Origin of the sequence: Kitasatospora sp. NPDC058478, assembly GCF_042720345.1 — a bacterium.
Taxonomy (GTDB): Bacteria; Actinomycetota; Actinomycetes; order Streptomycetales; family Streptomycetaceae; genus Kitasatospora.
The window spans coordinates 128,715-150,316 of the sequence record NZ_JBHXML010000010.1 but is presented as its reverse complement, the minus strand read 5'-3'; the positions used below and the strand labels follow the sequence as shown (position 1 = coordinate 150,316).

Below are 21,602 nucleotides of genomic sequence, written 5' to 3'. Positions count from 1 at the left end.
CCCCTCAAACGCGCCCAACACCACAACTGGCCACCACCACAACCGGCAACAGTCACCGTCACCCAGCACGACACAACCTAAAGTCACTGGCATTGGGCCTAGGAGATCTCCCCACATGATGCTCCGTCAGCGTCTCACCGTCGTCGCCGCGGCGGCCGTCCTCGCCGCCGCCGGGCTCGCGGCCGGCACCGCGCAGGCCGCCCCCGCGAAGGGCTCACCCGTCAAGATCCGTCCGCTCGCGGCGAGTTGTTCGCAGGCCTACCTGCCGCTGCCCGACCCGTCCTGCACGCCGGGCGCCTACAACCCGGACGTCACCCAGGCCACCATCGGCCAGACCATCTGCGTCTCCGGCTGGACCTCCACCGTCCGCCCGCCGACCAGCTACACCAACGCGCTGAAGGCGCAGCAGATCGCGCAGTACGGCTACGCGGACACCAACCTGTCCGACTACGAGGAGGACCACTTCGTCCCGCTGGAGCTCGGCGGCGCCCCGCGCGACCCGCGCAACCTCTGGCCCGAGCCCCGCTACGGCAGCCAGACCGCGACCGGCAAGGACGGCGTCGAGACCAAGCTGAAGAACGCGGTCTGCAAGGGCACGGTCGGCCTCGACGACGCCCGCAGCGCCATCGTGACCGACTGGACCACCGCGCTCAGCAGCCTCGGCCTCTGACCCTTTGGTTTTTGTGCTGGTGCGGCGGTCGGTCCGTCCGGTCCCCTGTGCCGGACGGGCCGACCTGCCGTCCGCCCCGGGCGCCGCCTCGGCGGTGCGCGGGGCCGTCTGTGGTGGTTCTGTGGTGGTGGTCGGGGCGTGGCGCCGGGTCAGCGCCCCGAGCGGGCCGAGTGGCCCGGGGCCGGGCCCGCGGTGGTCCCGGGCCGTGTGTGCGCGGCGCCGTCCGCCCGTTCCCGTTGCCCGGTCGCCTCGCGGATGCGGGCACTCGGCATGGCTGTTCCCTTCCCCCGTACGTTCTGCCGCCCGGCCGCCGGCCCGCTGCGCTCCTCTGCTCCGAGGGGCGGTCGGGGTCGGCTGCGTCGACGGCGGTCGAAACTTATGCCACCGGGCCGCCGGGAGCAAAGCGGGATACCGGCGGGTAGGCCGCCTTCCCCGGCCGCTGCGGGGGCGTTGGTGGTGAACGTGTGTGCGGGCGTGTCGGAAGGTATGGCGGGCCCTCGGCGCCCGACCGGTCGGCGGGACGGCGCGCGGTCGCGGATTCCCCCTGTCGGGCGGGGGTTTGCGGGTCGGCCGCAGCCCCGGCCGACCCGCCCGTGCGGGCCCGCGGCCGGTCGCGGCGGACGGCCGATGCCAAGGCTTTCCCCCGACCGGATCCGCCGCCCTCCCGCCGGGTGGCCCGCCAGGCCCGGCCCGGCACGGCGCGCCCCCGGACCGGTGGCGGATCAGGCGTGGGTGCCGGGGACGCCGAGCTGCTGGGCGAGCCAGGGGAGGGCCTGGGCGAAGGTGGCGGCGCCGGTCTGCCAGGTGTGCTTGCCGGAGCCGACGGCGGTGGTGGTGCGGATGCCGTCCTTCCGGGCGGCGTCGTTGAGGGCCCTGGCGGACTCGATCTGGCCGTGCTCCTCGTCGCCCTGCCCGAAGTAGCCGGAGACGCCCTGGTACTTGGGGTGGTGGGCGAGGACGGTCAGCGGGTCGTGGGCGGCCCAGGCGGCCGCGTCGCCGCCGTACAGCTCCTGGACGGTGTGGTCCTTGTCGCCGGTGGAGGGGCCCTTGTCGCCGGAGAAGTCGCCGAAGTGGGTGAAGACGTTGGGGTGTTCGACGGTGAGGTCGACGGCGCAGGTGCCGCCCATGGACCAGCCGGCCACGCCCCACTTGTGCGGGTCGGTGGCGGCGTTGAAGGTCTTCTGGACGAACGGCGGGACGTCCTTGAGCAGGTGGCTCTCGGAGTTGCCGTGCGGGCCGTCGACGCACTCGGTGTCGACCCGGAAGCCGCCGGTCGCGTCGACGAAGACGAGGATCGGCGCGAAACCGTTGTGCTTGGCGGCGAAGTCGTCCGCGGTCCTCACGGCGTTGCCGGAGCGGATCCAGTTGTCGGGCGCGGCGAACTCGCCGCCGATCAGCTCCAGCGCCGGCAGCTTCGGCCGGTTCTGGCTGCGGAACCACGCGGGCGGCAGGTAGACGAGCTCCTGGCGGTGGGTGAAGCCGCTGGCCGTGCTCGGGATGTCCACCTGGACGATGCGGCCGGTCTTCGTCTTCCCGTGCAGGGAGCCGAGTTCGGCGAGCGTGATCTGCTCCGGCAGCGGCTGCCCGCTCAGTTCGCCGATCGCGTCGTCGAGGGTCGGGTAGTAGCCGGTGGCGATGTTCACGCTGTTGGCGGCGCAGAACAGGGCGAGCAGCGCGGCCGGCGGCGCGAGCGCCCGGCGCCACCAGCGGGCGCCCCGCCAGCCGAACCCGAGCGCGCTGACCGCCGCGACCGCGACCCCGCCCCACAGCCACACCCCGAACGGGATCGGATCGGTGATCCCGGCGAGCGCGAGCACCCCGACGGCGGCGAGGGCGGTGAGCAGCAGCGCCGTCCCGAGGGCGACCGGGCCCCACTTCAGCCGCCAGACCCGGTCCCGCCAGCCGAGCGCGGCCAGGAACAGGGCGAGGGCCACGGCCTGGACGGCCCAGGGGAACCAGCCGCCGAGCAGGGAGACGTTCATCTGGCGGAGGCTAGGGGTGCCGGATGAGAAGTCGATGAGAGGCTGGCAGGTCGCTGGAAGAAGGCTGGGAGCGCGAGTCCATGCACTCGGCGCGGTGTTGTGGACCGGGTGTGGACGTCAATCCGGGGGCGGCCCCGTGCTCGGCACGGGGCCGCCCAGGACAGTTGAGGCTAGCGAGCTGCCGGGAGCTCGCCCGCCTGGACGGCGGCGATGAAGGACTGCCAGGCCTCGGGGCTGAAGCTGAGGGCCGGGCCGTGCGGGTCCTTGCTGTCGCGGACCGGGACGACGCCGGTGAAGCCGTCGGCGACTTCGACGCAGTTCTCGTTTGGGTTGCTGGCGGTAGCCTTCGACCAGTTCACCGGCAGTGCAGATGCGACGGGGTAGTGGGTCACTTGAGCTGGTCTCTCTTCTCTCGGATGACGTTGAGGGATTCGTCGAGGCCAAGGGCTGTCGCCATGATCTCGCCGAAGGCTGTTCGGTAGACATCTACGTGCTCCGGCTTCTCCACCCAGTTGCTGGCGAGCATGTCGCTGAGCAGTGCGAGGTCGAGATCTCGTTGCCGAAACTCCAGGAGGGTGAACGGTCCGTTCATGCCGGGGTGAGGTGGGGCGAATGCCGGCATGACCTGGATGCTGATGTTCGGGAGGCCACTCCACTGGATCAACTTGTCGAGCTGATCGGCCATCACGCCCTCTGCCGCCTTCATGGTCAGGGCGGACTCGTGGATGACAGCCCAGAGTTTCAGCGGATTCTCCGCGCGAGTGAGCACTGACTGACGGTTGATTCGCACATCGACACGAGCCTCAACACTGGGTGTCTTGAAGACGCCGCTGGAGATGATGGCGTGTGCATAGCGGCGCGTCTGCAGCAGTCCGGGGATGTAGGCCGACTCATACGACTTGTTGCCGATAGCCGTCTCTTCCAAGCGGATCAGGTCGTGGTAGAGCGGGTTCAGCTGTTCGAGGCCGGCTACCCAGCCGGGCCGATGCCGGTCACGAAGGATCTCGACGAGGACTTCCTTGAGCTCCGGATCGCACTCGTAGAAGTCGAGGAGCTTCTGAACGACATCCGGCTTGAGTTGGACCCGGGCGTTCTCGTAGCGGGACAGCTTCACGAGGTTGACGCCGTCGACTTGGGCGGCCACTTCCTCTGCCGACAGGTTCTTGAGCTCGCGGAGCCTTCTGAGCTCGGCTGCAATGCGGCGGTAGCGCACTGCTGGCACTGCAACTGCCATAGACGTAACCCCTTCAGACCTCTCGGCATCCAGTGTGCATGCCCTGTGTGATGGTTCGCCACCACCCGCGTGAGTCTAGGGGCCGGACCTTGCCCTGAGATCTGAAAGTTTTCATATTTGTCAAGCTCACCTTGCGCCGCGGATGTGATGTGATCCATGCTGTGAGTGATGGAAAGCTAGCCGACCGTGAACGTCCTGTGCGGTCTGTGGGCTTGCTTTCCGATGCATTGCGCCGGGCGCTCGCAGAGTCGGCAGCTCGGCCTTGGATCTTCTCCACTCGCTCCCGAAGGTGGCTTCGCCATGTTCGAATCGCCTGACAATCCCCCCGAGTTCGTGTCCAGCTGCTGGCTGCTGCGCAGTCGGCGGTCGCCGGCGAAGGCCCGGCAGGCGCTCTTGCGGCTCCTCGACTCGACCCCCGCCGGTGAACTCTTCGCGGACTCCGGTCTGTTGGTGGTCTCCGAGCTCGTCACCAATGCCGTCGTGCATGGCACTCCGATCGGCAACCGGCTGTGGCTCTCCCTCTCCCTCATCCCCTCGCGACTGCGCATCGAGGTGCACGACGCGCGCCGTGACCGCGCGCCGCTGCTCCGCCCCACGTCTGCCGGTGACGAGTCCGGACGGGGCCTTCTCCTCGTCAAGCTCCTGTCCGAGCGCTGGGGTTGCTGCCCGCGCCTGCCCATCGGCAAGATCGTGTGGTCGGAGATCGGCTCCACCTCTTCCTCCGCCCCCGTGGAGCGTGTGGCGTGAACGAGGACCGCCTGGTCACCGCCGAGATCACCGGCGGTCTGATGCCGCCGACGATCTATGCCCTCCTCCCCAAGGCGCTCGACGCCCTCTGGCGTTCCCTCCAGTTCCAGCCCATGAGCCGTCCCCAGTGGCTCTGGTTCGAGCGCTACCTCACCGGCCCGTCCGCCGACCGCTTCGTCGCCGGCTACCTCGCCAGTGCGGGCCCGCTCGACCTCCCTGTCGTTCTCCCCGGCTCCCTCCACCACCTGCGTCTCGGCTGGACGCCCTCCGGAGGCGAATGGTGAGCCGTCGCGCGACGGGCCGGCCCTGTCGCTCCTCCCGGCGTGGTGCGTGCTAGCTTTGAACGCGTTCAAATAAGTGGGCGCAAGGGGGAGCCGTGGCCGTGGTGCCGGGGAGTGCGAGGGTGCTGGCGGGGCTGGCGGCCGCGGTGTGTCTGCTCCCGCTGGCGCTCGTGGCGGTGGCGTTCGGCCTGGGCGGCCCGTTCTCGTTCCTGCACGTGATCGCGCTGGTCAGCGCTGCGGCCGCCGCCGTGCCGGTGTGCTACCGGGAGCTCGGCCCGTTCCGGACCGCCTGTGCGGCGGCGGGCGCGGTGGTGGCGGTCGCCTCGGTGCCGCTGCTGTTCGTGGGCATCTGGTTCGTGATCGGGTTCGGCGCGTGGCTCATGCTGGCGGCCTTCCTGTTCCTGCCGGTCGCCGCGATCCCCGCGCTGGTGGCCGCGTTCCAGCGCGCCCGCGGCCCCGAGTACGGCCAGACGGCGGCCGTACTCGGGTGGACCGTGGGGGTGCTGTCGCTGCTGGGCTGGTCGCTGGTCGCGCTCTACGCGGTGATGGGGCGCTGAACTCCCGGACGGCCCGCCGTCGTCAGCCGGCGAACCGCTCGCGCAGGGCCGCCAGGCCGGCCGTGAACACCCCGTGGAGGCGGTCGGCGGAGTCCTTGCGGTGCTCGGCCTCGACGTCGTACGTGGCGCTCCACTCCACGAAGCTGGCGTCGAGCGCGGTGACCGGGGTGACCCGCAGTGTCGCCCGGTAGCCGTACAGCTCGAACGCCCCTTCGGGGAAGCTGTAGGTGTAGCTGCGGGCGTCCTCGTCGTAGGCGAGCAGCGTCTCGCGCAGCGCAGCGCCGTCGATCTCGAACACCCGGACCGACCCGATCGCGTTGCCCGTCAGCTCGTTGCCGAGGCTGCTGGCCGGCAGGCCCGGGTGCCAGCCGCCGAGGTTGTGGAAGTCCCCCAGCAGCTCCCACACCTGTTCGGCCGGAGCCTCCACGACCGTGCTGACCTTCGTACCCGCCATCGTCGTCGCCTTTCGCCGGCCTTCGTACGGACGGACACCATCCTCGGGCCGGCGCGTGGCGGGCGCCAGGGGGCCCGGCGGCGAGCGCCAGGGCGTCACCGTCCCGGCGCGGCCGCTTCGAGGTCGTCGACGGTGCCGGACATGACGGTGCGCAGGTGCCGGGTGAGGTGCTCGGTCGGCCAGTCCCACCAGGCGAGGGCGAGCAGGCGGGCGATGTCCGCCTCGGCGTAGCGGGTGCGGATGAGCTTGGCCGGGTTGCCGCCGACGATCCCGTAGTCGGGGACGTCGTCGACGACGACGGCGCCGGAGGCGATGATCGCGCCGTGGCCGATGCGCACGCCGGGCATCACCATGGCGCCGTAGCCGATCCAGACGTCGTTGCCGACCACCGTGTCCCCGCGGCCGGCGAGGCCGGTGATCAGGTCGAAGTGCTCGGCCCAGCTTCCGCCCATGATGGGGAACGGGAAGGTCGAGGGGCCGTCCATCCGGTGGTTCGCCCCGTTCATGATGAACCGGACCCCCGTGCCCAGCGCGCAGAACCTCCCGATGACCAGCCTCTCCGGGCCGTAGTGGTAGAGCACGTTGCGCGTCTCGAACGCGGTCGCGTCGTCCGGGTCGTCGTAGTAGGAGTAGTCGCCGACGTCGATCAGCGGGGACGTCACCAACGGCTTGAGGAGCACCACACGCGGCTGCCCGGCCACCGGGTGGAGAGTCGAAGGGTCCGGCGGGACGGAACTCATGGCGGTGCCACTCCTGATCGTCAGGTGTGAAGAGCGGAAAGGACATTGATCATCCCACGGGCTAGGATCGCGGCCCATGGATGCGAGCACCCGAACCGACCTGATCGCCGTCCCGCCCGGCCGCGTCACGCTGTCGGACCGCCGTACGCAGCGGAGCTGGACCGTCGAGCTCGCCCCCTACGAGCTGGCGGCCTGTCCGGTCACCCGCGAGCAGTACGGCGCCGGGGCCGGCGACCGGCTCCCCGCCGACAGCGTCTCCTGGTACGACGCCGTCCGCTACTGCAACGACCTGTCCCGGCGGGACGGGCTGGCGCCGGCCTACCGGCTCGACGGCGAGTCCGCCACCTGGGACCGCGCCGCCGACGGCTACCGGCTGCCCACCGAGGCCGAGTGGGAGCACGCCTGCCGCGCCGGAACGGACGGCCCCCGCTACGGGCCGCTCGACGAGATCGCGTGGCACCGCGGCAACTCGGACGAGCGCCCGCACCCGGTGGGCGGCCTGCGCCCCAACGGCTTCGGCCTGTACGACCTGCTCGGCAACGTGTGGGAGTGGTGCTGGGACGTGTACGACGCCGAGGTGTACGGCGGCTACCGCGTGCTGCGCGGCGGCGGCTGGTTCGACGAGCACTGGAGCTGCCGCGCCTCCGTCCGCCGCCGCAGCCACCCCACCCTGCGGATCGACGACGTCGGCTTCCGGCTCGCCCGGTCGATCACCGCCTGAAGGCGTGCGCCGCGGGGAACCCGGGCCCGGTCGCGGACCGTTGGGGTCTGCATGAACGACGCACCGGTGTCCCTCAGACCGATCGGCGAAGCCGACCTCGACCCGCTCGAAGCACTGCTGAACGACCCCAGGGCGTCGGGCCCGTTCCAGTGGTTCGGGTGGCGCGACCCCGGGCGGACCCGGCGCCTCTGGACGGAGAGCGGCCTGCTGGCGCCCGAGCAGTCGATGCTCGCGGTGCTCGTGGGGGGCGAGTTCGCCGGGTTCGTCGCCTGGCGGCAGGTCGGCCGGCCGGACTTGGCGCCGTACTGGAACCTCGGCATCATGATCCGCCCGGAGGCGCGCGGCCGGGGCATCGGCACGCGGGCCCAACAACTGCTGGTGGACTACCTGTTCGCCCACACCGTGGTGATGCGGCTGGAGGCGGACACCGAGGACACCAACCTCGCCGAGCAGCGCGCGCTGGAGAAGTGCGGCTTCGTCCGTGAGGGCGTCCAGCGCAGCATGGGCTTCCGGGACGGCCAATGGCGGGACATGGTCCTCTACAGCCTGCTGCGCACCGACCCCCGGCCGCTTCCTGAGACCTAGGCGACCCCGAACCACTCCTCCGCGAGGGCGTCCAGCGTCCGCGCGGAGGGCTTCAACTCCCTCAGGTACCACGGCAGGTGGCTGTACACGTGGAGCAGCGTGTACGCCATCAGCAGGCGCGGGTCGAAGCCGCGCCCGTAACCGGCGAGGAGGCGGCCGAGCAGGCGCCGGTCGGCGCGGGTGGTGAACAGGCCGACGGCGACGAGGTCGTAGGCCGGGTCGCCGACCATGGCGGGTTCGAAGTCGAGCAGGCCGGTCAGGCGCCAGCCGTCGGCCGGGTCGACGAGCAGGTGCTCGCGCATGAACTCGGTGTGCAGCAGGGCGCGTTGAGGCGCCCGGGGCAGCGGCGCGGCGGCCAGGAAGTCCGGGATCTGCTCCAGCCAGGCTTCGGACAGGCCGCGTTCGCGCTGGCGGGCCACCGCCCCGGCCCGCTGGCGGCCCAGGAAGGCGCCCCAGTCGCCGGGGCCGAGGGTGTCGGCGAGCGGTCCGGGGTCGAGGGCGTGCAGGGCGGCCAGGGCCCGGCCGCAGTCGTGGGCGATCCGCTCCCGGTCGGCCTGCGGGATCCGCGGCCAGGCGGGGGCCAGGCCCTCGCCGGACAGCCGTGACATCAGCACGTAGCGCCAGCCGTTGACGTGGGCGCCGGCGGCCCGTACGTCGGGAGTGGGGATCGGCAGGGCGCCGTGGAGGCGGGTGAGGACGCGCTCCTCGGTGACGCCGCCCTCGGCGCCGGAGGCGGGGAACAGCTTGAGGACGTGCGCGTCGCCCACCGCGTAGACGGGGACGGACCCTTCCGCGAAGCGCTCCAACGGCAGCCCGGCCAGGCCGAGTTCGGCGCAGAGTGCCTCGGCTCCGGGGCGCATCACCGCCTCGTCGCGCACGATCGCGGCCCACTGTTCTTCCGTCTCCACCACCGGCAGCATGGGCGCACGGTAGGCAGGCCGGCGCCGCTGCGGCAAAGGCTTTTCAGCGGTTCAGCGGTTCAGCGGTTCAGTGGGGCCCGCAGGCGTCGGTGGCGGCGGGGGAGAGGGGTTCCGGGCCGCCGGCCGGGTCGCGGGTGAGCAGGTAGCGGGCGCCGGGGCCGGTGTCGGCGGCGCGGTCGGCGGCGTTGTAGAGGGAGCAGCGGGAGAGGGAGAGGCAGCCGCAGCCGATGCAGCCGGTCAGCTTGGCCTTGAGGCGCTGGAGTTCGGCGATCTGCTCGTCGATGCGGCTCTGCCAGGATTCGGCGACCCGGTCCCACTCGGCGCCGCTGGGGGCGGGGCGCTCGGGGAGCCGGTCGAGGGCGACGCGGGCCTCGTCGAGGGAGAGTCCGACGCGCTGGGCGGCGCGGACGAAGGCGATCCGGCGCAGCGTGCCGCGGGGGTAGCGGCGCTGGCCGCCGGCGGTGCGGGTGGCGTGGATGAGGCCGAGGCTCTCGTAGTAGCGCAGGGCGGAGGCGGCGAGGCCGCTGCGGTGGCCGAGTTGGCCGATGGTGAGCAGGTCGTCGCGGTGCGGGCCGGGTGCTCGGCCGTGGTCCGGGGTCGCGGTCATGGGCACCCACTCTAGCCGCTTGACCTCAAGTCGACTTTAAGTTGCACCATCGTGGTCATGACGACGAACGCAACCGCGGACCTCGCGGAAACCACCCGTTTCGAGGACCTGTCGGCGCTGATGGGCCTGATGACCGGCGACGAGAAGCACGGCCCGGCCGCCACCTCCACCCTGGACGCGCTCTGGGTGCTGTACGACCGGGTCCTGCGGGTGAGCCCGGAGCGGGCCGAGGCGCAGGACCGGGACCGCTTCCTGCTCTCCAAGGGCCACGGCCCGATGGCGTACTACGCGGTGCTCGCGGCCAAGGGCTTCATCGACCCCGGGGTGCTGCCGAGCTTCGGCGGCTACGACTCTCCGCTCGGCCACCACCCGGACCGGATGCTCGTCCCCGGGGTGGAGATCGCCTCCGGCTCGCTCGGGCACGGCCTGCCGCTGGGCGTCGGCACGGCGCTCGGGCTGCGGGCGCAGGGCCTGACCGACCCGGCGGTGTGGGTGCTGGTCGGCGACGCCGAGTTCGACGAGGGCTCCAACCACGAGGCGGTGGCCTTCGCCGGTGCGTACGGGCTGGAGCGGCTGCACGTGGTGGTGATCGACAACTCCTCGGCCACGCACGGCTGGCACGGCGGCATCGCGGCCCGGTTCGCGGCCGAGGGCTGGTCCACCGCGACGGTGGACGGCCGCGACCAGGAGGCGCTGTACCGCGCCTACACCGCCGAGCACCCGGGCCGCCCGCACGTGGTGGTCGCCCGGGTCGAGCCCAAGGACTCCTGAGCCCGAGACCTCCTGAGCCCGAGAACCCTTGAGCCCGCGAACCCTCACGCAAGCGCCAAACCGGCACGCACGCGCCAACCAGCACGCACCGAAAGGCACTTCACCGATGGACACCATGCGCGACCGCTTCATCGACGTCACCAGCCGCCTGCTGGACGAGGACCCCCGGCTGGCCGTGGTGCTCGCCGACATCACCGCGGCCGCCTTCGCCCCGGCCCAGCAGCGCCACCCGGACCGGGTGGTCAACGTCGGCATCCGCGAGCAGCTGCTGATCGGCGCGGCCGGCGGCCTGGCGCTGACCGGGATGCGTCCGATCGCCCACACCTTCGCCAGCTTCCTGATCGAACGGCCTTTTGAGCAGGTCAAGTTGGACCTCGTCCACCAGGGCGTCGGCGCCGTCCTGGTGAGCGCGGCCGGCTCCTACGACTGGCCGGCCGGCGGCCGCACCCACATGTCCCCGGGCGACGTCGCCCTGCTGGACACCCTGCCGGACTGGACGGTCCATGTGCCGGGCCACCCGGACGAGGCCGAGCAGCTGCTGCGCCACGCCGTCGCGGACGGCGACCGCAACGTCTACGTCCGCCTCTCGGCGCACCAGAACGCGCAGGCCCTGCCGGTCGAGGCGGGCCGGTTCACTACTGTGCGGCAGGGCTCGCGCGGCGTGGTCCTCGCGGTCGGGCCGATGCTGGACGCGGTGCTCGCGGCCACCGAGGGCCTGGACGCCACCGTGCTGTACGCGGCGACGGTGCGCCCCTTCGACGCGGCCGGGCTGCGGGCGGCAGTGGGGGAGCGGGCGGACGTGGTGCTGGTGGAGCCATACCTGGCGGGCACCTCGGCGAACGAGGCGCACGCCGCCCTGGCCGACCGCCCGCACCGGGTGCTGGGCCTGGGCGTGCCGCGCGAGGAGCACCGGCACTACGGCTCGATCCCGGAGCACCTGAGCGCCTACGGCTTGGACGCGGCCTCGCTGCGGGAGCGGATCGGCACCTTCCTCTGGTGACGCGCGTGGCGGGTCAGACCGCGCCGACCGCCACCGCGACGATGGCCACCGCGTCCGCCCCCAGCCGTACCGCCGTCCGGTCCAGTGTCGCCGTCCCGTCCAGTGCCGCCGCCCCGAAGGCCGCGACCAGTTCGCGCCCGGTCCCGTCCAGTGGCAGGGCGGCTTCGGTGGGGCCGAGGTTGACGGCGATCCGGTACGGGCCCCGGTGCACCACCAGCCAGCGCGCCGCCTCGTCGTAGGCCACCCGTACCGCGCCGAGGCCGGGGTCGGACAGCTCCGGCCGGTCGCGGCGCAGCCGGATCAACGTCCGGTGCCAGGTGAGGAGTTCGGCGTGCGGGGCGCGCCGGGGCTCGGTCCAGTCGAGGACGGAGCGCAGGACGGTGGCGGGCTCCTGTGGGTCGGGGACGGACTCGGCGGCCCAGCCGTGGTCGGTGAACTCCCGGCGCCTGCCCTGCCGGACGGCCTCGGCGAGCTGCGGGTCGGTGTGGTCGGTGAAGTACTGCCAGGGGGTGGCCGCGCCCCACTCCTCGCCCATGAACAGCATCGGGGTGAACGGCGAGGTGAGCACCAGCGCGGCGCCGCAGGCGAGCCGACCGGTGGTGAGGCAGGTGGAGATGCGGTCCCCGAGGGCCCGGTTGCCGATCTGGTCGTGGGTCTGGAGGTAGCCGAGCAGCCGGTGTCCGCCGTCCGGCGGGAAGGGGCGGCCGTGGCCGCGGCCGCGGAAGCCGGACCAGGTGCCGTCGTGGAAGAAGCCGCGGGTGAGCGTCTTGGCGAGGGCGGCGAGCGGGTGGCGCGCGAAGTCGCCGTAGTAGCCCTGGGATTCGCCGGTGAGCGCGCAGTGCAGGGCGTGGTGGAAGTCGTCGCTCCACTGCGCGGTGAGGCCCTGGCCGCCGGCCGCGCGCGGGGCGGTGGTGTGCGGGGTGTTGAGGTCGGATTCGGCGATCAGGAACAGCGGGCGGTTGGTCGCGACGGCCAACTTATCGACCTGGTGGGACAGTTCCTCCAGGAAGTGGACGGCCCGGTCGTCCGCGAGGGCGTGCACGGCGTCCAGCCGCAGGCCGTCGATCCGGTAGTCGCGCAGCCAGCCGAGCGCGCTGCCGATCAGGTAACGGCGCACCTCGTCGGAGCCGGGGGCGTCCAGGTTGACCGCCGCCCCCCACGGCGTGTGGTGCCGGTCGGTGAAGTACGGGCCGTACGCGGGAAGGTGGTTGCCGGAGGGGCCGAGGTGGTTGTGGACGACGTCCAGCACCACGCCGAGGCCCTTGCGGTGGGCGGCGTCGACGAAGCGCTTCAGCCCTTCGGGCCCGCCGTACGGCTCGTGCACGGCCCACGGCGAGACCCCGTCGTAGCCCCAGCCGTGCCGGCCGGGGAACGGGCAGACCGGCATCAGTTCGACGAAGTCGACGCCCAACTCGACGAGGTGGTCGAGGTGTTCGGCGGCGGCGTCGAAGGTGCCGCGGGGGGTGAAGGTGCCGATGTGCAGCTCGTACAGCACGGCGCCGGGCAGCGCGCGGCCGCGCCAGCCGGTCTGCGACCAGCGGAACGCGGCGTGGTCGACCGGGCGGCTGGGGCCGTCGGGCCCGTGCGGCTGCCAGGGGGAGCGCGGGTCGGGCAGCGGCGGCCCGCCGTCGAGGCGGAAGGCGTAGTCGCCGGTCGGAGCGCCGCCGGTCCACCAGCCCGGGCGCTGCGGGCACCGGGCCAGCGGATGGGCGGAGCCGTCGACCTCGACCTCGACCCGGTCGGTGGCCAGGGGCGCCCACACCTCGTAGATCCGCACGCTCAGCTCCTCCTCGTCAGCAGCGCCACCGGCCGGTCCGCCAGCAGCCGCGCGACGGGCACCGGGCCCGCCGGGTGGGTCCGCAGCGTCAGCTGGTCCGTCCAGGGCCCGCCCTCGGGCAGCTCCAGGACGGTGCCGCGCCAGCCGCCGGCGCGGTCCAGCCCGTACGGGAGCCGGGTGACGGCGGTGACCACGTCGGCGCCGCGGGCGAAGGCCAGCAGGTGGTCGGCGGCGGGGCCGGCGGCGGCCAGCGGCCGGTAGGGCCCGAGCGGGCGGTCGCGCCGCAGGTGCAGCGCCGCGCTGGTGAGGTGCAGCTTCTCGCGGGCGAGGTCGCCGGGGCGCGGGGCGGCCGCGTCGGTGAGCCGGACGGCGAGCGCGCCGAGGTCCACCACGCCCCGGTTGTCCGGGTCGACGAGGGTGTACAGCGGCTCCTCGCTGCCCTGGTAGAGGTCGGGCACGCCCGGGACGGTCAGGTGCAGCAGCGCGGCGGCGAGGGTGTTGGCGCGGGCGTACGGGGCGAGGGCGTGCACCAGGCCCTCGATCCGGGGCAGCAGCCCGGGGTTGGTGTGGACGGCGCGGGCGCGCGCGGTGAGCGCCTGCTCGAAGCGGGCGTCGGGGGTGGTCCAGGAGGTGTGCAGCTTGGCCTCGCGGGCGGCCTTGAGGAGGGCGGCGACGAGCCGGTCGGGGTCGATCGGCCAGGCGGCGACGAGGGTGTGCCAGAGCAGCCAGTCGCCGTCGCGGGCACCGGGGTCGGGGCCGCTTTCGCCGTCGTGGCCGCCTTCGCGGTCGTGATCGCCGCGGGGGCCGGGCCCGGCGGCGGTGGACCAGGCGGCGGCCTCGGCGGCCCAGGCCTCGGGCTGCTCGGCGAGGACGGCGAGCCGGGCGCGGGCGTCGGCGCTGCGCTTGGTGTCGTGGGTGGACAGCACGGTCATGCTGTGCGGCCAGGCGCGCTCCAGGTAGCGGCACCAGTCGTGGAACCGGGCCGGGGGCAGCCCAGGCCGGCCGGGCTCGCCGCCGACCTCGTTGAGGCCGGGCAGCGCGTTCCACCGGTAGAAGGCGGTGTCCTCGACGCCCTTGGCGGCGACGGCGGCGGCGGTCTGTGCGAAGCGCTCGCAGAACTCGTCCTTCTGCGGCCCGCTCCCCAGCTCCCCGAGCGCCAGGGCGGCGACCAGCCGGTCCGTCGGGTCGGCCGAGCCGTCCAGCGCCGCGCGCACCTGCTCGGCGGAGGCCGGCGGCACCGGCTCCCCGGGCCGGGCGTACGGCCGGTACGCCGGGTAGCCGGTGAACAGCCGCCGCAGCGCCGCGCGCAGCTGCCAGGGCGCGTGGTCGGCGTGCGCGGGCTCGGCGGCGCCGATCCGCAGCGCGATCCGCACCAGCCGGTCGACCTCGGCGGCCAGCTCGCCGTGCGGCGCGGTCATGTCGGCCCGCCCGCGCCGGGCGGCGGCGACCGCCGGGTGGGGGTCGGCGCAGGGTTGGCCGTCCGGCGCGGAGCCGGTCAGGAACGCCGCGTACGCCCCGGCCAGCCGGCAGGCGCCCGCGTGGTCGGTGAGCACGCCGTCGATGCGGCGCAGCGCGTCGTAGCCGGTCGTCCCGGCGACCGGCCAGTCCGCGGGCAGCCGCTCGTCGCCGGTGAGGATCTTCTCGACGACGGTGTACGCCCCGCCGGTGGCGCCGGCGAGGCGGCGCAGGTAGCCGCGCGGGTCGGCGAGCCCGTCGGGGTGGTCGATCCGGAAGCCGTCGACGACGCCGTCGGCGTGCAGCCGCAGCAGGGTGGCGTGGGTGGCGGCGAACACCTCGGGCTCCTCGACCCGGACGGCGATCAGCTCGTTGACGGTGAAGAAGCGCCGGTAGTTCAGTTCGGTGCGGGCCAGCCGCCACCAGGCGAGCCGGTACCACTGGCGGGCGAGCAGCTCGTCGAGCGGCAGCCCCGAGGTGCCGGGCCGCAGCGGCAGCTCGTGGTCGTGGTAGCGCAGCACCTCGCCGTCCACCACCAGCTGGTCGAGCACGGCGCCGAGCCGGTCGCCGAGCAGCGGCAGCAGCACCCGGCCGCGCGCGGGGGCGTCGACGGGGCCGGGCTGGGCCGCCCAGTCGATGTCGAACCAGCGCGCGTACGGCGAGTCGGGGCCGTCGCGCAGCACCTGCCACAGCGGCTGGTTGAGCCGCTCGGGGACGGGCACCGCCATGTGGTTGGGCACCACGTCGACGAGCAGCCGCAGGCCGTGCCGGTGGGCGGCGGCGGCCAGCGCGCGCAGGGCGCCCTCGCCGCCGAGCTGCTCGCTGACCCGGCCGTGGTCGACGGTGTCGTAGCCGTGGGTGGAGCCGGGGGCGGCCTCCAGCAGCGGGGACAGGTGCAGGTGGGAGACGCCGAGGGCGGCGAGGTAGGGGACGGCGGCGGCGGCGTCGTGGAGGGTGAAGCCGGGTTGCAGCTGGAGGCGGTAGCTGGCCGTGGGGGCCGTGGCGGTAGCGGTGGCGGATGAGGGGGAGGTGGCGGCCGGGCGGGGCGGTGCGGGCTCGGCGGCGGAGGTCATAGGTCCATGAGTACCCGGGGGAGCCCGCCGCCAAGACCCGCTGCTGGTCCGAACAGGTGAGCGCTGGGTGTCAGGCCGGCCGCTGGAGCACCATCAGCGAGCGGTCGGTGAGCCACAGCGCGTCCCCGGCCTTGACCCGCGCGCCCGCGCCCGGGGCGGGCAGCCGGGCCTGCGCGGTGTCGACCACGACCTGCCACTCCTGCCCGTGGTCGGCGGGCAGGGTGAACTCCAGCGGCTCGAAGTGCGCGTTGAACATCAGCAGGAAGGAGTCGTCGACGATCCGCCCGCCGCGCCGGTCCGGCTCGGAGATGGCGTAGCCGTTGAGGAAGACGGTCAGCGACTTGGCGTAGCTGGCGCCCCAGTTGCGCTTGGTCATCTCCTCCCCGCCGGGGGTGAACCAGGCGATGTCGGTGAGGTCGTCGTAGCCGCCCGAGTCGTAGCCGCCCGAGAGGTGGCCGCCCGAGGGGTGACCGCCCGAGGGGTGACGGCCGGAGGCGTGACCGCCGGAGGGGCGGCCGTCGGCGGCGAGCGTCCCCGGCCCGGGGCGCCCGGGGACCGGCCGCCCGTGGAAGAAGCGCCGCCGCCGGAACACCGGGTGGTCGCGGCGCAGCCAGATCATCCCCTGGGTGAACTCCAGCAGCCGAGCCTCGGGCCCGTCGCCGTCCGGCCAGTGCACCCAGGTGAGTTCGTTGTCCTGGCAGTAGGCGTTGTTGTTGCCCTGCTGGGTGCGGCCGAGTTCGTCGCCGTGGGAGAGCATCGGCACGCCCTGGGAGAGCATCAGGGTGGCGATGAGGTTGCGCTGCTGGCGGGCTCTGAGCTCCTCGACGGCCGGGTCGGTGCAGGGGCCCTCGACGCCGCAGTTCCAGGAGCGGTTGAAGGACTCGCCGTCGCGGTTGTCCTCGCCGTTGGCCTCGTTGTGCTTGTCGTTGTAGGAGACGAGGTCGCGCAGGGTGAAACCGTCGTGGCAGGTCACGAAGTTGATGGAGGCGATGGGGCGGCGGCCGTCGTCCTGGTAGAGGTCGGAGGAGCCGGTGAGTCGGGAGCCGAACTCGGCGAGGGCGGCGGTCTCGCCGCGCCACAGGTCGCGCACGGTGTCCCGGTACATGCCGTTCCACTCGGTCCACAGCGGCGGGAAGTTGCCGACCTGGTAGCCGCCCTCGCCGAGGTCCCAGGGTTCGGCGATCAGCTTGGCCTGGGAGACCACCGGGTCCTGCTGGACGAGGTCGAAGAAGGAGGAGAGCCGGTCGACCTCGTGGAACTGCCGGGCCAGGGTGGCGGCGAGGTCGAAGCGGAAGCCGTCGACGTGCATCTCGGTGACCCAGTAGCGCAGCGAGTCCATGATCAGCTGGAGCACGTGCGGGCTGCGCATCAGCAGGCTGTTGCCGGTGCCGGTGGTGTCCTCGTAGAAGCGCTGGTCCCGGGCGAGGCGGTAGTAGGAGACGTTGTCCAGCCCGCGCAGGGACAGCGTCGGCCCGAGGTGGTTGCCCTCGGCGGTGTGGTTGTAGACGACGTCCAGGATCACCTCGATCCCGGCCGCGTGCAGCGCCTTGACCATCGACTTGAACTCCTGCACCTGCTGGCCCCGGTCGCCGCTGGAGGCGTAGGAGGAGTGCGGGGCGAAGAAGCCGATGGTGTTGTAGCCCCAGTAGTTGGACAGGCCCAGGTCGCGCAGCCGGTGGTCGCGGACGAACTGGTGCACCGGCATCAGCTCGATCGCGGTGACGCCGAGCTTGGCCAGGTGCTCGATCACCGCCGGGTGGGCCAGGCCCGCGTAGGTGCCGCGGATCTCCTCGGGGATGCCCGGGTGCAGTCGGGTGAGGCCCTTGACGTGCGCCTCGTAGATGACGGTGCGGTGGTAGTCGGTGCGCGGCGGGTGGTCGGTGCCCCAGTCGAAGTACGGGTTGATCACGACCGAGTGCATGGTGTGCGGGGCGGAGTCGAGGTCGTTGCGGCGCTCGGGCGCGCCGAAGTGGTAGCCGTAGACGGCCTCGTCCCAGTCGATGTGCCCGCTCATCGCCTTGGCGTACGGGTCCAGCAGCAGTTTGGCGCTGTTGTGGCGCTGGCCGAGGCCGGGGTTGTACGGGCCGTGGACGCGGAAGCCGTAGCGCTGGCCGGGCTGGACGCCGGGGAGGTAGGCGTGCCGGACGAAGGCGTCCGTCTCGCGCAGTTCGACGGCCGTCTCCGAGCCGTCCTCGTCGATCAGGCACAGCTCGATCCGGTCGGCACTCTCGGAGAACACCGCGAAGTTGGTGCCGGCCCCGTCGTAGGTGGCGCCGAGGGGGTAGGGCTTACCGGGCCAGACCTGCATGAGTCCTCAACTTCCTTGCACTCAACGGAAACTGACGTGTAGTCCGATAACGTGCCCGGACCCGGACGCTCTCTTCCCGGCCGGGCGTCCGGGCATGTGCGGCGCTCGCGCGCCGTGACGCACGGCACAGTGCGCATACTCCCCGAGCCTTCCCCCGGCGGCTGGGACATGTGCGGCCGGTTCGCCCGAACGGGTGTCCAGCCGGGATTCCTGTGATAAGCGGGGCCTGTGGCGGGTGGGGCTTGCGATGGGCGCGGGTCTGTGAAGGGTGGGCCTGGTGGTGGTGCCGGGCCCCGGGGGCCATCCGGCTGCGCACCGCTCGCGGCGGGCAGTACCCTTGATCGTCCGGCCGCCCCCGGGTCGGTGGCGCTCCATCAGCCGCGCAGGGGCGGAGCGTAGAACAGCAGACCAGGTGAGGTGGCGCATGGTGTTCCCCGCCGGCGGCCGCGGCCCGGGGCCCGACGGCCCCGACCGGGGCGGCGCCCGCAGCGAGGCGCCCACGGTCGTCATGCGCCCCACCCTGTCCGGCCGCCCCCTGGTGCCCGCCCAGGGCGGCCCGGTCGAGATCCCCGCCCTCGCCTGGTCCGCCGCCGAATGGGAGGACGCCTACCAGCGGGTCCGGCTGTCCGGCCGCGCCTACGTCTGGCTCAACCTCGTCGAGCAGCGGCTGCGCTCCCTCGTCGACGAGGTGCTGCACCCCATCTACGCCCCCGCCCACGGCGAGGACTGGGTCACCGCCGCCGCCGGCCCCGCCGGCGAGGAGTGGGCGCACCGGGCCGGAGCCGTCCGTGAGGTCAGCCGCCGCAAGGGCTACCTGCTCGACCCGGCCGACGACGACCCGCTGGTCTTCCTCACCCTGCCCCAGCTGCGCGAGCTGATGGTCCAGCACTGGCCCTGCTTCGAGCCCTACCTGTCCGACCGGCGCGAGATCGAACTCGCCCTGGACGAACTGGAGGTGGCCCGGCACGTGGTCTCCCGCAACCGGGTGCTCACCCAGACCGTCCTCGCCCAGACCGAACGCGCCGCCGCCCGCCTGCTCGCCGTCCTGGACGGCGGCGCCGGCGGCGTGCCCGCCGACGTCGTCGAGTCGCTGGTGGCCGGCCGGTACGCGGACGTCGTCGCCGTGCACGCCGACCGCGTCCGCCTCCAGCGCGACCTGCCCGTCGAGGACCTGCTGGACGGCGCCCGGCGCCTGGACGCGCTCGGCATCGGCCTCGGCATGCTCTGCCAGAACTACACCGGCAAGCGGCTGGTGCGCCTGGCCGGCGACGGCTGCCGGGTCCGCCTGCTCTTCCTCAACCCGGCGAGCAGCGCCGTCCGCCGCCGCGAACGCGAACTCGGCCTCGGGCGAGGCGAGTTGTCGCGCTCCATCGAGATGAACATCATGCACGTGCGCCGGGTGCGGGCCCGGCTGCGCGACCAGGGCGGCTTCGAGATCCGGGTCTTCGACGAGACCCCGCGCTTCACCGCCTACCTCGTCGAGGGCCCCCGCCCGACCGGCCAGGTCGGCGGCCGCCGCCAGAGCCGCGACCTCGGCGTCATCCAGCCCTACCTGCGCCGCGCCCGGGGCATGGAGTCCCCGGCCCTGGTGCTGCGCGGCGGCGCCGGCCAGCAGCCCGGCGGCAGCGAACAGGGCCTGCTGGAGGTCTACCGCGAGGAGTTCGAGGGCGCCTGGGGCGACTCCCGGCCGGTGTCCTGAACCCGCACCCCCCGTTCCTGATGGATCGTCAATTTCCCTTCTCCACCCCCGGGTGGAGGCGCGGAACTCCATCCGTGCGGCGGCGACACCCCCGGGCCGGGCCGCGCAAGCTGGAGGCGGGGTCGCGGCCGCACGAGCGGCGCGACGACGTCGAGGGGAGTGCGCCGTGGTGTACGGAACGAAGCGCGGGACAAAGCGCGGAACAGTGCGCGGAACAGCATGGGGGGCCGCGCGCGGAAGGCTGCGCGAAGGGCCCGGGGAGGGGCTGCGCGCAAGACGGCCGGGCAAGGCCCGCCGAACCGTCCCCCCGCGCTGGCCGCTCGCACTGGCCGGTGTGGCGGCGGCCCTGCTGGGCCTGCTGCCGGCCGTCCCCGCCGAGGCCCGGGAGGCGGGGGGCTGCCGTACGGCGACCTCCGTCGGCCGCCTCCAGGGGGTGTCCCAGGACGGCCGGTGCGCCTACCTGGGCGTCCCGTACGCGGCGCCGCCCACCGGCGAGCGCCGGTTCCGCCCGCCGCAGCCGGCCGCGCCCTGGCCCGCAACGCTGCGCGCCACCCGGGCCCGCCCCGGCTGCCCGCAGGACCTGAGCGCGGGCGGCGGCGGCACCGAGGACTGCCTGTACCTCAACGTGTGGTCGGCGCACGGCGGCGGCGCCCGCAAACCCGTCATGGTCTTCCTGCACGGCGGCGCGGACGAACTCGGCGCCGCCGGCCAGCCCGTCTTCGACGGCGGCCTGCTGGCCGAACGCGGCGACGCGGTCGTGGTGAACCTGGACTACCGGCTCGGCATCCTGGGCTGGACGGAACTCGGCGCGCTCGACCCGTCCTACGCCGGCTCGGGCAACAACGGGCTGCGCGACGAGAGCGCCGCGCTGACCTGGGTGCGCCGGCACATCGGCGCCTTCGGCGGCGACCCGGGCAACGTCACCGTCTTCGGCCAGTCGGCCGGCGCGATCTCGATCAGCGCCCTGCTGGCCGGCGACCACCCCGAGCAGCTCTTCCAGCGCGCCATCGTCGAGAGCGGGCCCGGCTACCTGGTGCACACCGCGGCCGCCGCGCGGGCCACCGCCGCAAAGGTCTTCGCCACCGGCGGCATCCACACCGTCGCGGACCTCGACCGGCTGAGCACCCCACAGGTCCTCGACCTCCAGGAACAGGTCCAGCACGGGCTCTCCGGGCTGTCCTCCGCGGTCTTCTTCGGCCCCTCCATCGACGGGGCGCTGGTACCCGGCCCGGTCGTCGAACGGATCGCCGCCGGCAGCGCCCGCGACGTCGACGTGATGACCGGCACCACCGAGAACGAGACCGACTACTGGGCGCTGTTCGACCCCACGCTGCCCGACCTCCCGCTGAGCGCCTACCGCACCCTGCCCCCGGTGCTCGCCGACCGCAAACAGCAGATGTACGACCGGTACGCCGCCGACCGCCCCGGGGCCACCGAGGGCCGGGTGGTGAACGCGATGCTCACCGACCAGACCGAGCGGATCCCCACCCTGCGCCTGGCCGAGGCCCAGTCCCGCTGGCGGCCCACCTACGTCTACCAGTTCGACTGGCACGTGCCCTACGTCCCCGGCCTGCCCGCCGCCCAGAACCTGGGCGCCATGCACACCCTGGAACTGCCCTTCGTCTTCGGCGGCCTGGACCTCGGCGCGATCCCGCGCGGCGCGCAGACCGTCGCCGCCCAGCGGCCCGAACTCACCCGGCTGTCCGCGCGGATGGCCGACGCCTGGGCCTCCTTCGCCCGCCAGGGCGACCCGGGCTGGCCGTCCTACACCGCCGACGCGCGGGCCACCCGGATCTGGGACCTGAACCCCGGCGTCCAGTACGCCCCGCACGACGACGAACGCGCCCTCTGGGACGACTACTCCTTCCCCGCCCTGGACCTCGGCACCCGCTGAGGCCTTCCCGCCGGCCCGCCTTCCCGCCGGCCCGCCGGCCCGCCGGAGCAGGGGGCCGGGCCACCGCCCGGCCCCCTCGGCGCGCCCGGCCCCGGCGTCCGGCCCCTGAAACCCGCTGGCCAGGCCG

General features: G+C 73.5%; 20 protein-coding genes. 10 read left to right on the top strand and 10 right to left on the bottom strand.

Annotated elements, in window-relative coordinates; all coding sequences use genetic code 11:
- Window positions 1-115: 115 nt before the first annotated feature.
- Complete coding sequence (locus ACFWPT_RS08485) at window positions 116-670, top strand: hypothetical protein (protein WP_380337910.1); 555 nt, start codon at window positions 116-118, stop codon at window positions 668-670.
- A gap of 722 nt (window positions 671-1,392) precedes the next feature.
- Here the strand turns inward: ACFWPT_RS08485 and ACFWPT_RS08480 are convergent.
- The 3 genes from ACFWPT_RS08480 to ACFWPT_RS08470 form a co-directional block, all read right to left on the bottom strand.
- Complete coding sequence (locus tag ACFWPT_RS08480; protein ID WP_380480592.1) at window positions 1,393-2,652, bottom strand: alpha/beta hydrolase; 1,260 nt, start codon at window positions 2,650-2,652, stop codon at window positions 1,393-1,395.
- 170 nt (window positions 2,653-2,822) lie between these two features.
- On the bottom strand, window positions 2,823-3,011 hold the full coding sequence (locus ACFWPT_RS08475; protein WP_380337904.1) for a DUF397 domain-containing protein: 189 nt from the start codon (window positions 3,009-3,011) through the stop codon (window positions 2,823-2,825).
- Window positions 3,012-3,040: 29 nt separating this feature from the next.
- A complete protein-coding gene (locus tag ACFWPT_RS08470) occupies window positions 3,041-3,886 on the bottom strand; it encodes a helix-turn-helix domain-containing protein (protein ID WP_380337902.1) in 846 nt (281 codons plus the stop codon).
- 300 nt (window positions 3,887-4,186) lie between these two features.
- Between ACFWPT_RS08470 and ACFWPT_RS08465 the strand changes: the two genes are divergently transcribed.
- The 3 genes from ACFWPT_RS08465 (at window position 4,187) to ACFWPT_RS08455 (ending at window position 5,471) form a co-directional block, all read left to right on the top strand.
- On the top strand, window positions 4,187-4,633 hold the full coding sequence (locus ACFWPT_RS08465) for an ATP-binding protein (protein ID WP_380480589.1): 447 nt from the start codon (window positions 4,187-4,189) through the stop codon (window positions 4,631-4,633).
- Entirely contained in the window at window positions 4,630-4,917 is a 288-nt protein-coding gene (locus tag ACFWPT_RS08460) for a hypothetical protein (RefSeq protein ID WP_380480587.1), read from the top strand. The genes ACFWPT_RS08465 and ACFWPT_RS08460 overlap by 4 nt, the downstream gene beginning before the upstream one ends.
- Window positions 4,918-5,009: 92 nt before the next feature.
- The gene (locus ACFWPT_RS08455) at window positions 5,010-5,471 is read left to right on the top strand and encodes a hypothetical protein (RefSeq protein WP_380480585.1); all 462 of its coding nucleotides are present in this window, start codon (window positions 5,010-5,012) and stop codon (window positions 5,469-5,471) included.
- A 22-nt stretch (window positions 5,472-5,493) separates the two neighbouring features.
- Here ACFWPT_RS08455 and ACFWPT_RS08450 read toward each other — a convergent pair whose 3' ends face one another.
- Window positions 5,494-5,925 (bottom strand): SRPBCC family protein, encoded by a 432-nt coding sequence (locus ACFWPT_RS08450; protein ID WP_380337896.1) that lies wholly within the window; start codon window positions 5,923-5,925, stop codon window positions 5,494-5,496.
- 95 nt (window positions 5,926-6,020) lie between these two features.
- Entirely contained in the window at window positions 6,021-6,665 is a 645-nt protein-coding gene (locus ACFWPT_RS08445) for a CatB-related O-acetyltransferase (RefSeq protein ID WP_363368646.1), read from the bottom strand.
- 76 nt (window positions 6,666-6,741) lie between these two features.
- On the opposite strand from ACFWPT_RS08445, the gene ACFWPT_RS08440 reads away from it, so the two are divergent.
- Both ACFWPT_RS08440 and ACFWPT_RS08435 read left to right on the top strand, forming a co-directional pair.
- Window positions 6,742-7,386, top strand: a complete 645-nt coding sequence (locus tag ACFWPT_RS08440) for a formylglycine-generating enzyme family protein (RefSeq protein WP_380372488.1) — start codon at window positions 6,742-6,744, stop codon at window positions 7,384-7,386.
- A gap of 51 nt (window positions 7,387-7,437) precedes the next feature.
- On the top strand, window positions 7,438-7,971 hold the full coding sequence (locus ACFWPT_RS08435) for a GNAT family N-acetyltransferase (RefSeq protein ID WP_380480582.1): 534 nt from the start codon (window positions 7,438-7,440) through the stop codon (window positions 7,969-7,971).
- Here ACFWPT_RS08435 and ACFWPT_RS08430 read toward each other — a convergent pair.
- Both ACFWPT_RS08430 and soxR read right to left on the bottom strand, forming a co-directional pair.
- A complete protein-coding gene (locus tag ACFWPT_RS08430; protein WP_380480580.1) occupies window positions 7,968-8,891 on the bottom strand; it encodes a phosphotransferase family protein in 924 nt (307 codons plus the stop codon). The two genes, ACFWPT_RS08435 and ACFWPT_RS08430, sit on opposite strands and share 4 nt — an antisense overlap.
- Before the next feature lie 67 nt (window positions 8,892-8,958).
- Complete coding sequence (soxR, locus tag ACFWPT_RS08425; RefSeq protein WP_363368653.1) at window positions 8,959-9,498, bottom strand: redox-sensitive transcriptional activator SoxR; 540 nt, start codon at window positions 9,496-9,498, stop codon at window positions 8,959-8,961.
- 57 nt (window positions 9,499-9,555) lie between these two features.
- On the opposite strand from soxR, the gene ACFWPT_RS08420 reads away from it, so the two are divergent.
- Together ACFWPT_RS08420 and ACFWPT_RS08415 are read left to right on the top strand one after the other, a co-directional pair.
- On the top strand, window positions 9,556-10,269 hold the full coding sequence (locus ACFWPT_RS08420; RefSeq protein ID WP_380480578.1) for a transketolase: 714 nt from the start codon (window positions 9,556-9,558) through the stop codon (window positions 10,267-10,269).
- Between the two features lie 106 nt (window positions 10,270-10,375).
- Window positions 10,376-11,269, top strand: coding sequence for a transketolase family protein (locus ACFWPT_RS08415; protein ID WP_380480576.1), 894 nt, complete (start codon window positions 10,376-10,378; stop codon window positions 11,267-11,269).
- Between the two features lie 13 nt (window positions 11,270-11,282).
- On the opposite strand, the gene treZ is transcribed toward ACFWPT_RS08415, so the two are convergent.
- From treZ to glgX, 3 genes are all read right to left on the bottom strand, one after another.
- A complete protein-coding gene (treZ, locus tag ACFWPT_RS08410; protein ID WP_380480596.1) occupies window positions 11,283-13,040 on the bottom strand; it encodes a malto-oligosyltrehalose trehalohydrolase in 1,758 nt (585 codons plus the stop codon).
- An 8-nt stretch (window positions 13,041-13,048) separates the two neighbouring features.
- A complete protein-coding gene (gene treY / locus ACFWPT_RS08405; protein WP_380480574.1) occupies window positions 13,049-15,574 on the bottom strand; it encodes a malto-oligosyltrehalose synthase in 2,526 nt (841 codons plus the stop codon).
- A gap of 70 nt (window positions 15,575-15,644) precedes the next feature.
- Complete coding sequence (gene glgX / locus ACFWPT_RS08400) at window positions 15,645-17,882, bottom strand: glycogen debranching protein GlgX (RefSeq protein WP_380480572.1); 2,238 nt, start codon at window positions 17,880-17,882, stop codon at window positions 15,645-15,647.
- A 424-nt stretch (window positions 17,883-18,306) separates the two neighbouring features.
- Between glgX and ACFWPT_RS08395 the strand changes: the two genes are divergently transcribed.
- A complete protein-coding gene (locus tag ACFWPT_RS08395; RefSeq protein ID WP_063347111.1) occupies window positions 18,307-19,581 on the top strand; it encodes an SAV2148 family HEPN domain-containing protein in 1,275 nt (424 codons plus the stop codon).
- Between the two features lie 334 nt (window positions 19,582-19,915).
- Window positions 19,916-21,475, top strand: coding sequence for a carboxylesterase/lipase family protein (locus ACFWPT_RS08390; protein ID WP_380480570.1), 1,560 nt, complete (start codon window positions 19,916-19,918; stop codon window positions 21,473-21,475).
- Window positions 21,476-21,602: the final 127 nt, after the last annotated feature.

Excerpts from the sequence above, each read along its gene's own strand:
- ACFWPT_RS08485 (WP_380337910.1), top strand. The coding sequence starts at position 116 with ATGATGCTCCGTCAGCGTCTCACCGTCGTCGCCGCGGCGGCCGTCCTC.
- ACFWPT_RS08480 (WP_380480592.1), bottom strand. The coding sequence starts at position 2,652 with ATGAACGTCTCCCTGCTCGGCGGCTGGTTCCCCTGGGCCGTCCAGGCC.
- ACFWPT_RS08470 (WP_380337902.1), bottom strand. The coding sequence starts at position 3,886 with ATGGCAGTTGCAGTGCCAGCAGTGCGCTACCGCCGCATTGCAGCCGAG.
- ACFWPT_RS08465 (WP_380480589.1), top strand. The coding sequence starts at position 4,187 with ATGTTCGAATCGCCTGACAATCCCCCCGAGTTCGTGTCCAGCTGCTGG.
- ACFWPT_RS08450 (WP_380337896.1), bottom strand. The coding sequence starts at position 5,925 with ATGGCGGGTACGAAGGTCAGCACGGTCGTGGAGGCTCCGGCCGAACAG.
- ACFWPT_RS08445 (WP_363368646.1), bottom strand. The coding sequence starts at position 6,665 with ATGAGTTCCGTCCCGCCGGACCCTTCGACTCTCCACCCGGTGGCCGGG.
- ACFWPT_RS08440 (WP_380372488.1), top strand. The coding sequence starts at position 6,742 with ATGGATGCGAGCACCCGAACCGACCTGATCGCCGTCCCGCCCGGCCGC.
- ACFWPT_RS08435 (WP_380480582.1), top strand. The coding sequence starts at position 7,438 with ATGAACGACGCACCGGTGTCCCTCAGACCGATCGGCGAAGCCGACCTC.
- ACFWPT_RS08430 (WP_380480580.1), bottom strand. The coding sequence starts at position 8,891 with ATGCTGCCGGTGGTGGAGACGGAAGAACAGTGGGCCGCGATCGTGCGC.
- soxR (WP_363368653.1), bottom strand. The coding sequence starts at position 9,498 with ATGACCGCGACCCCGGACCACGGCCGAGCACCCGGCCCGCACCGCGAC.
- ACFWPT_RS08420 (WP_380480578.1), top strand. The coding sequence starts at position 9,556 with ATGACGACGAACGCAACCGCGGACCTCGCGGAAACCACCCGTTTCGAG.
- ACFWPT_RS08415 (WP_380480576.1), top strand. The coding sequence starts at position 10,376 with ATGGACACCATGCGCGACCGCTTCATCGACGTCACCAGCCGCCTGCTG.
- treY (WP_380480574.1), bottom strand. The coding sequence starts at position 15,574 with ATGACCTCCGCCGCCGAGCCCGCACCGCCCCGCCCGGCCGCCACCTCC.
- glgX (WP_380480572.1), bottom strand. The coding sequence starts at position 17,882 with ATGCAGGTCTGGCCCGGTAAGCCCTACCCCCTCGGCGCCACCTACGAC.
- ACFWPT_RS08395 (WP_063347111.1), top strand. The coding sequence starts at position 18,307 with ATGGTGTTCCCCGCCGGCGGCCGCGGCCCGGGGCCCGACGGCCCCGAC.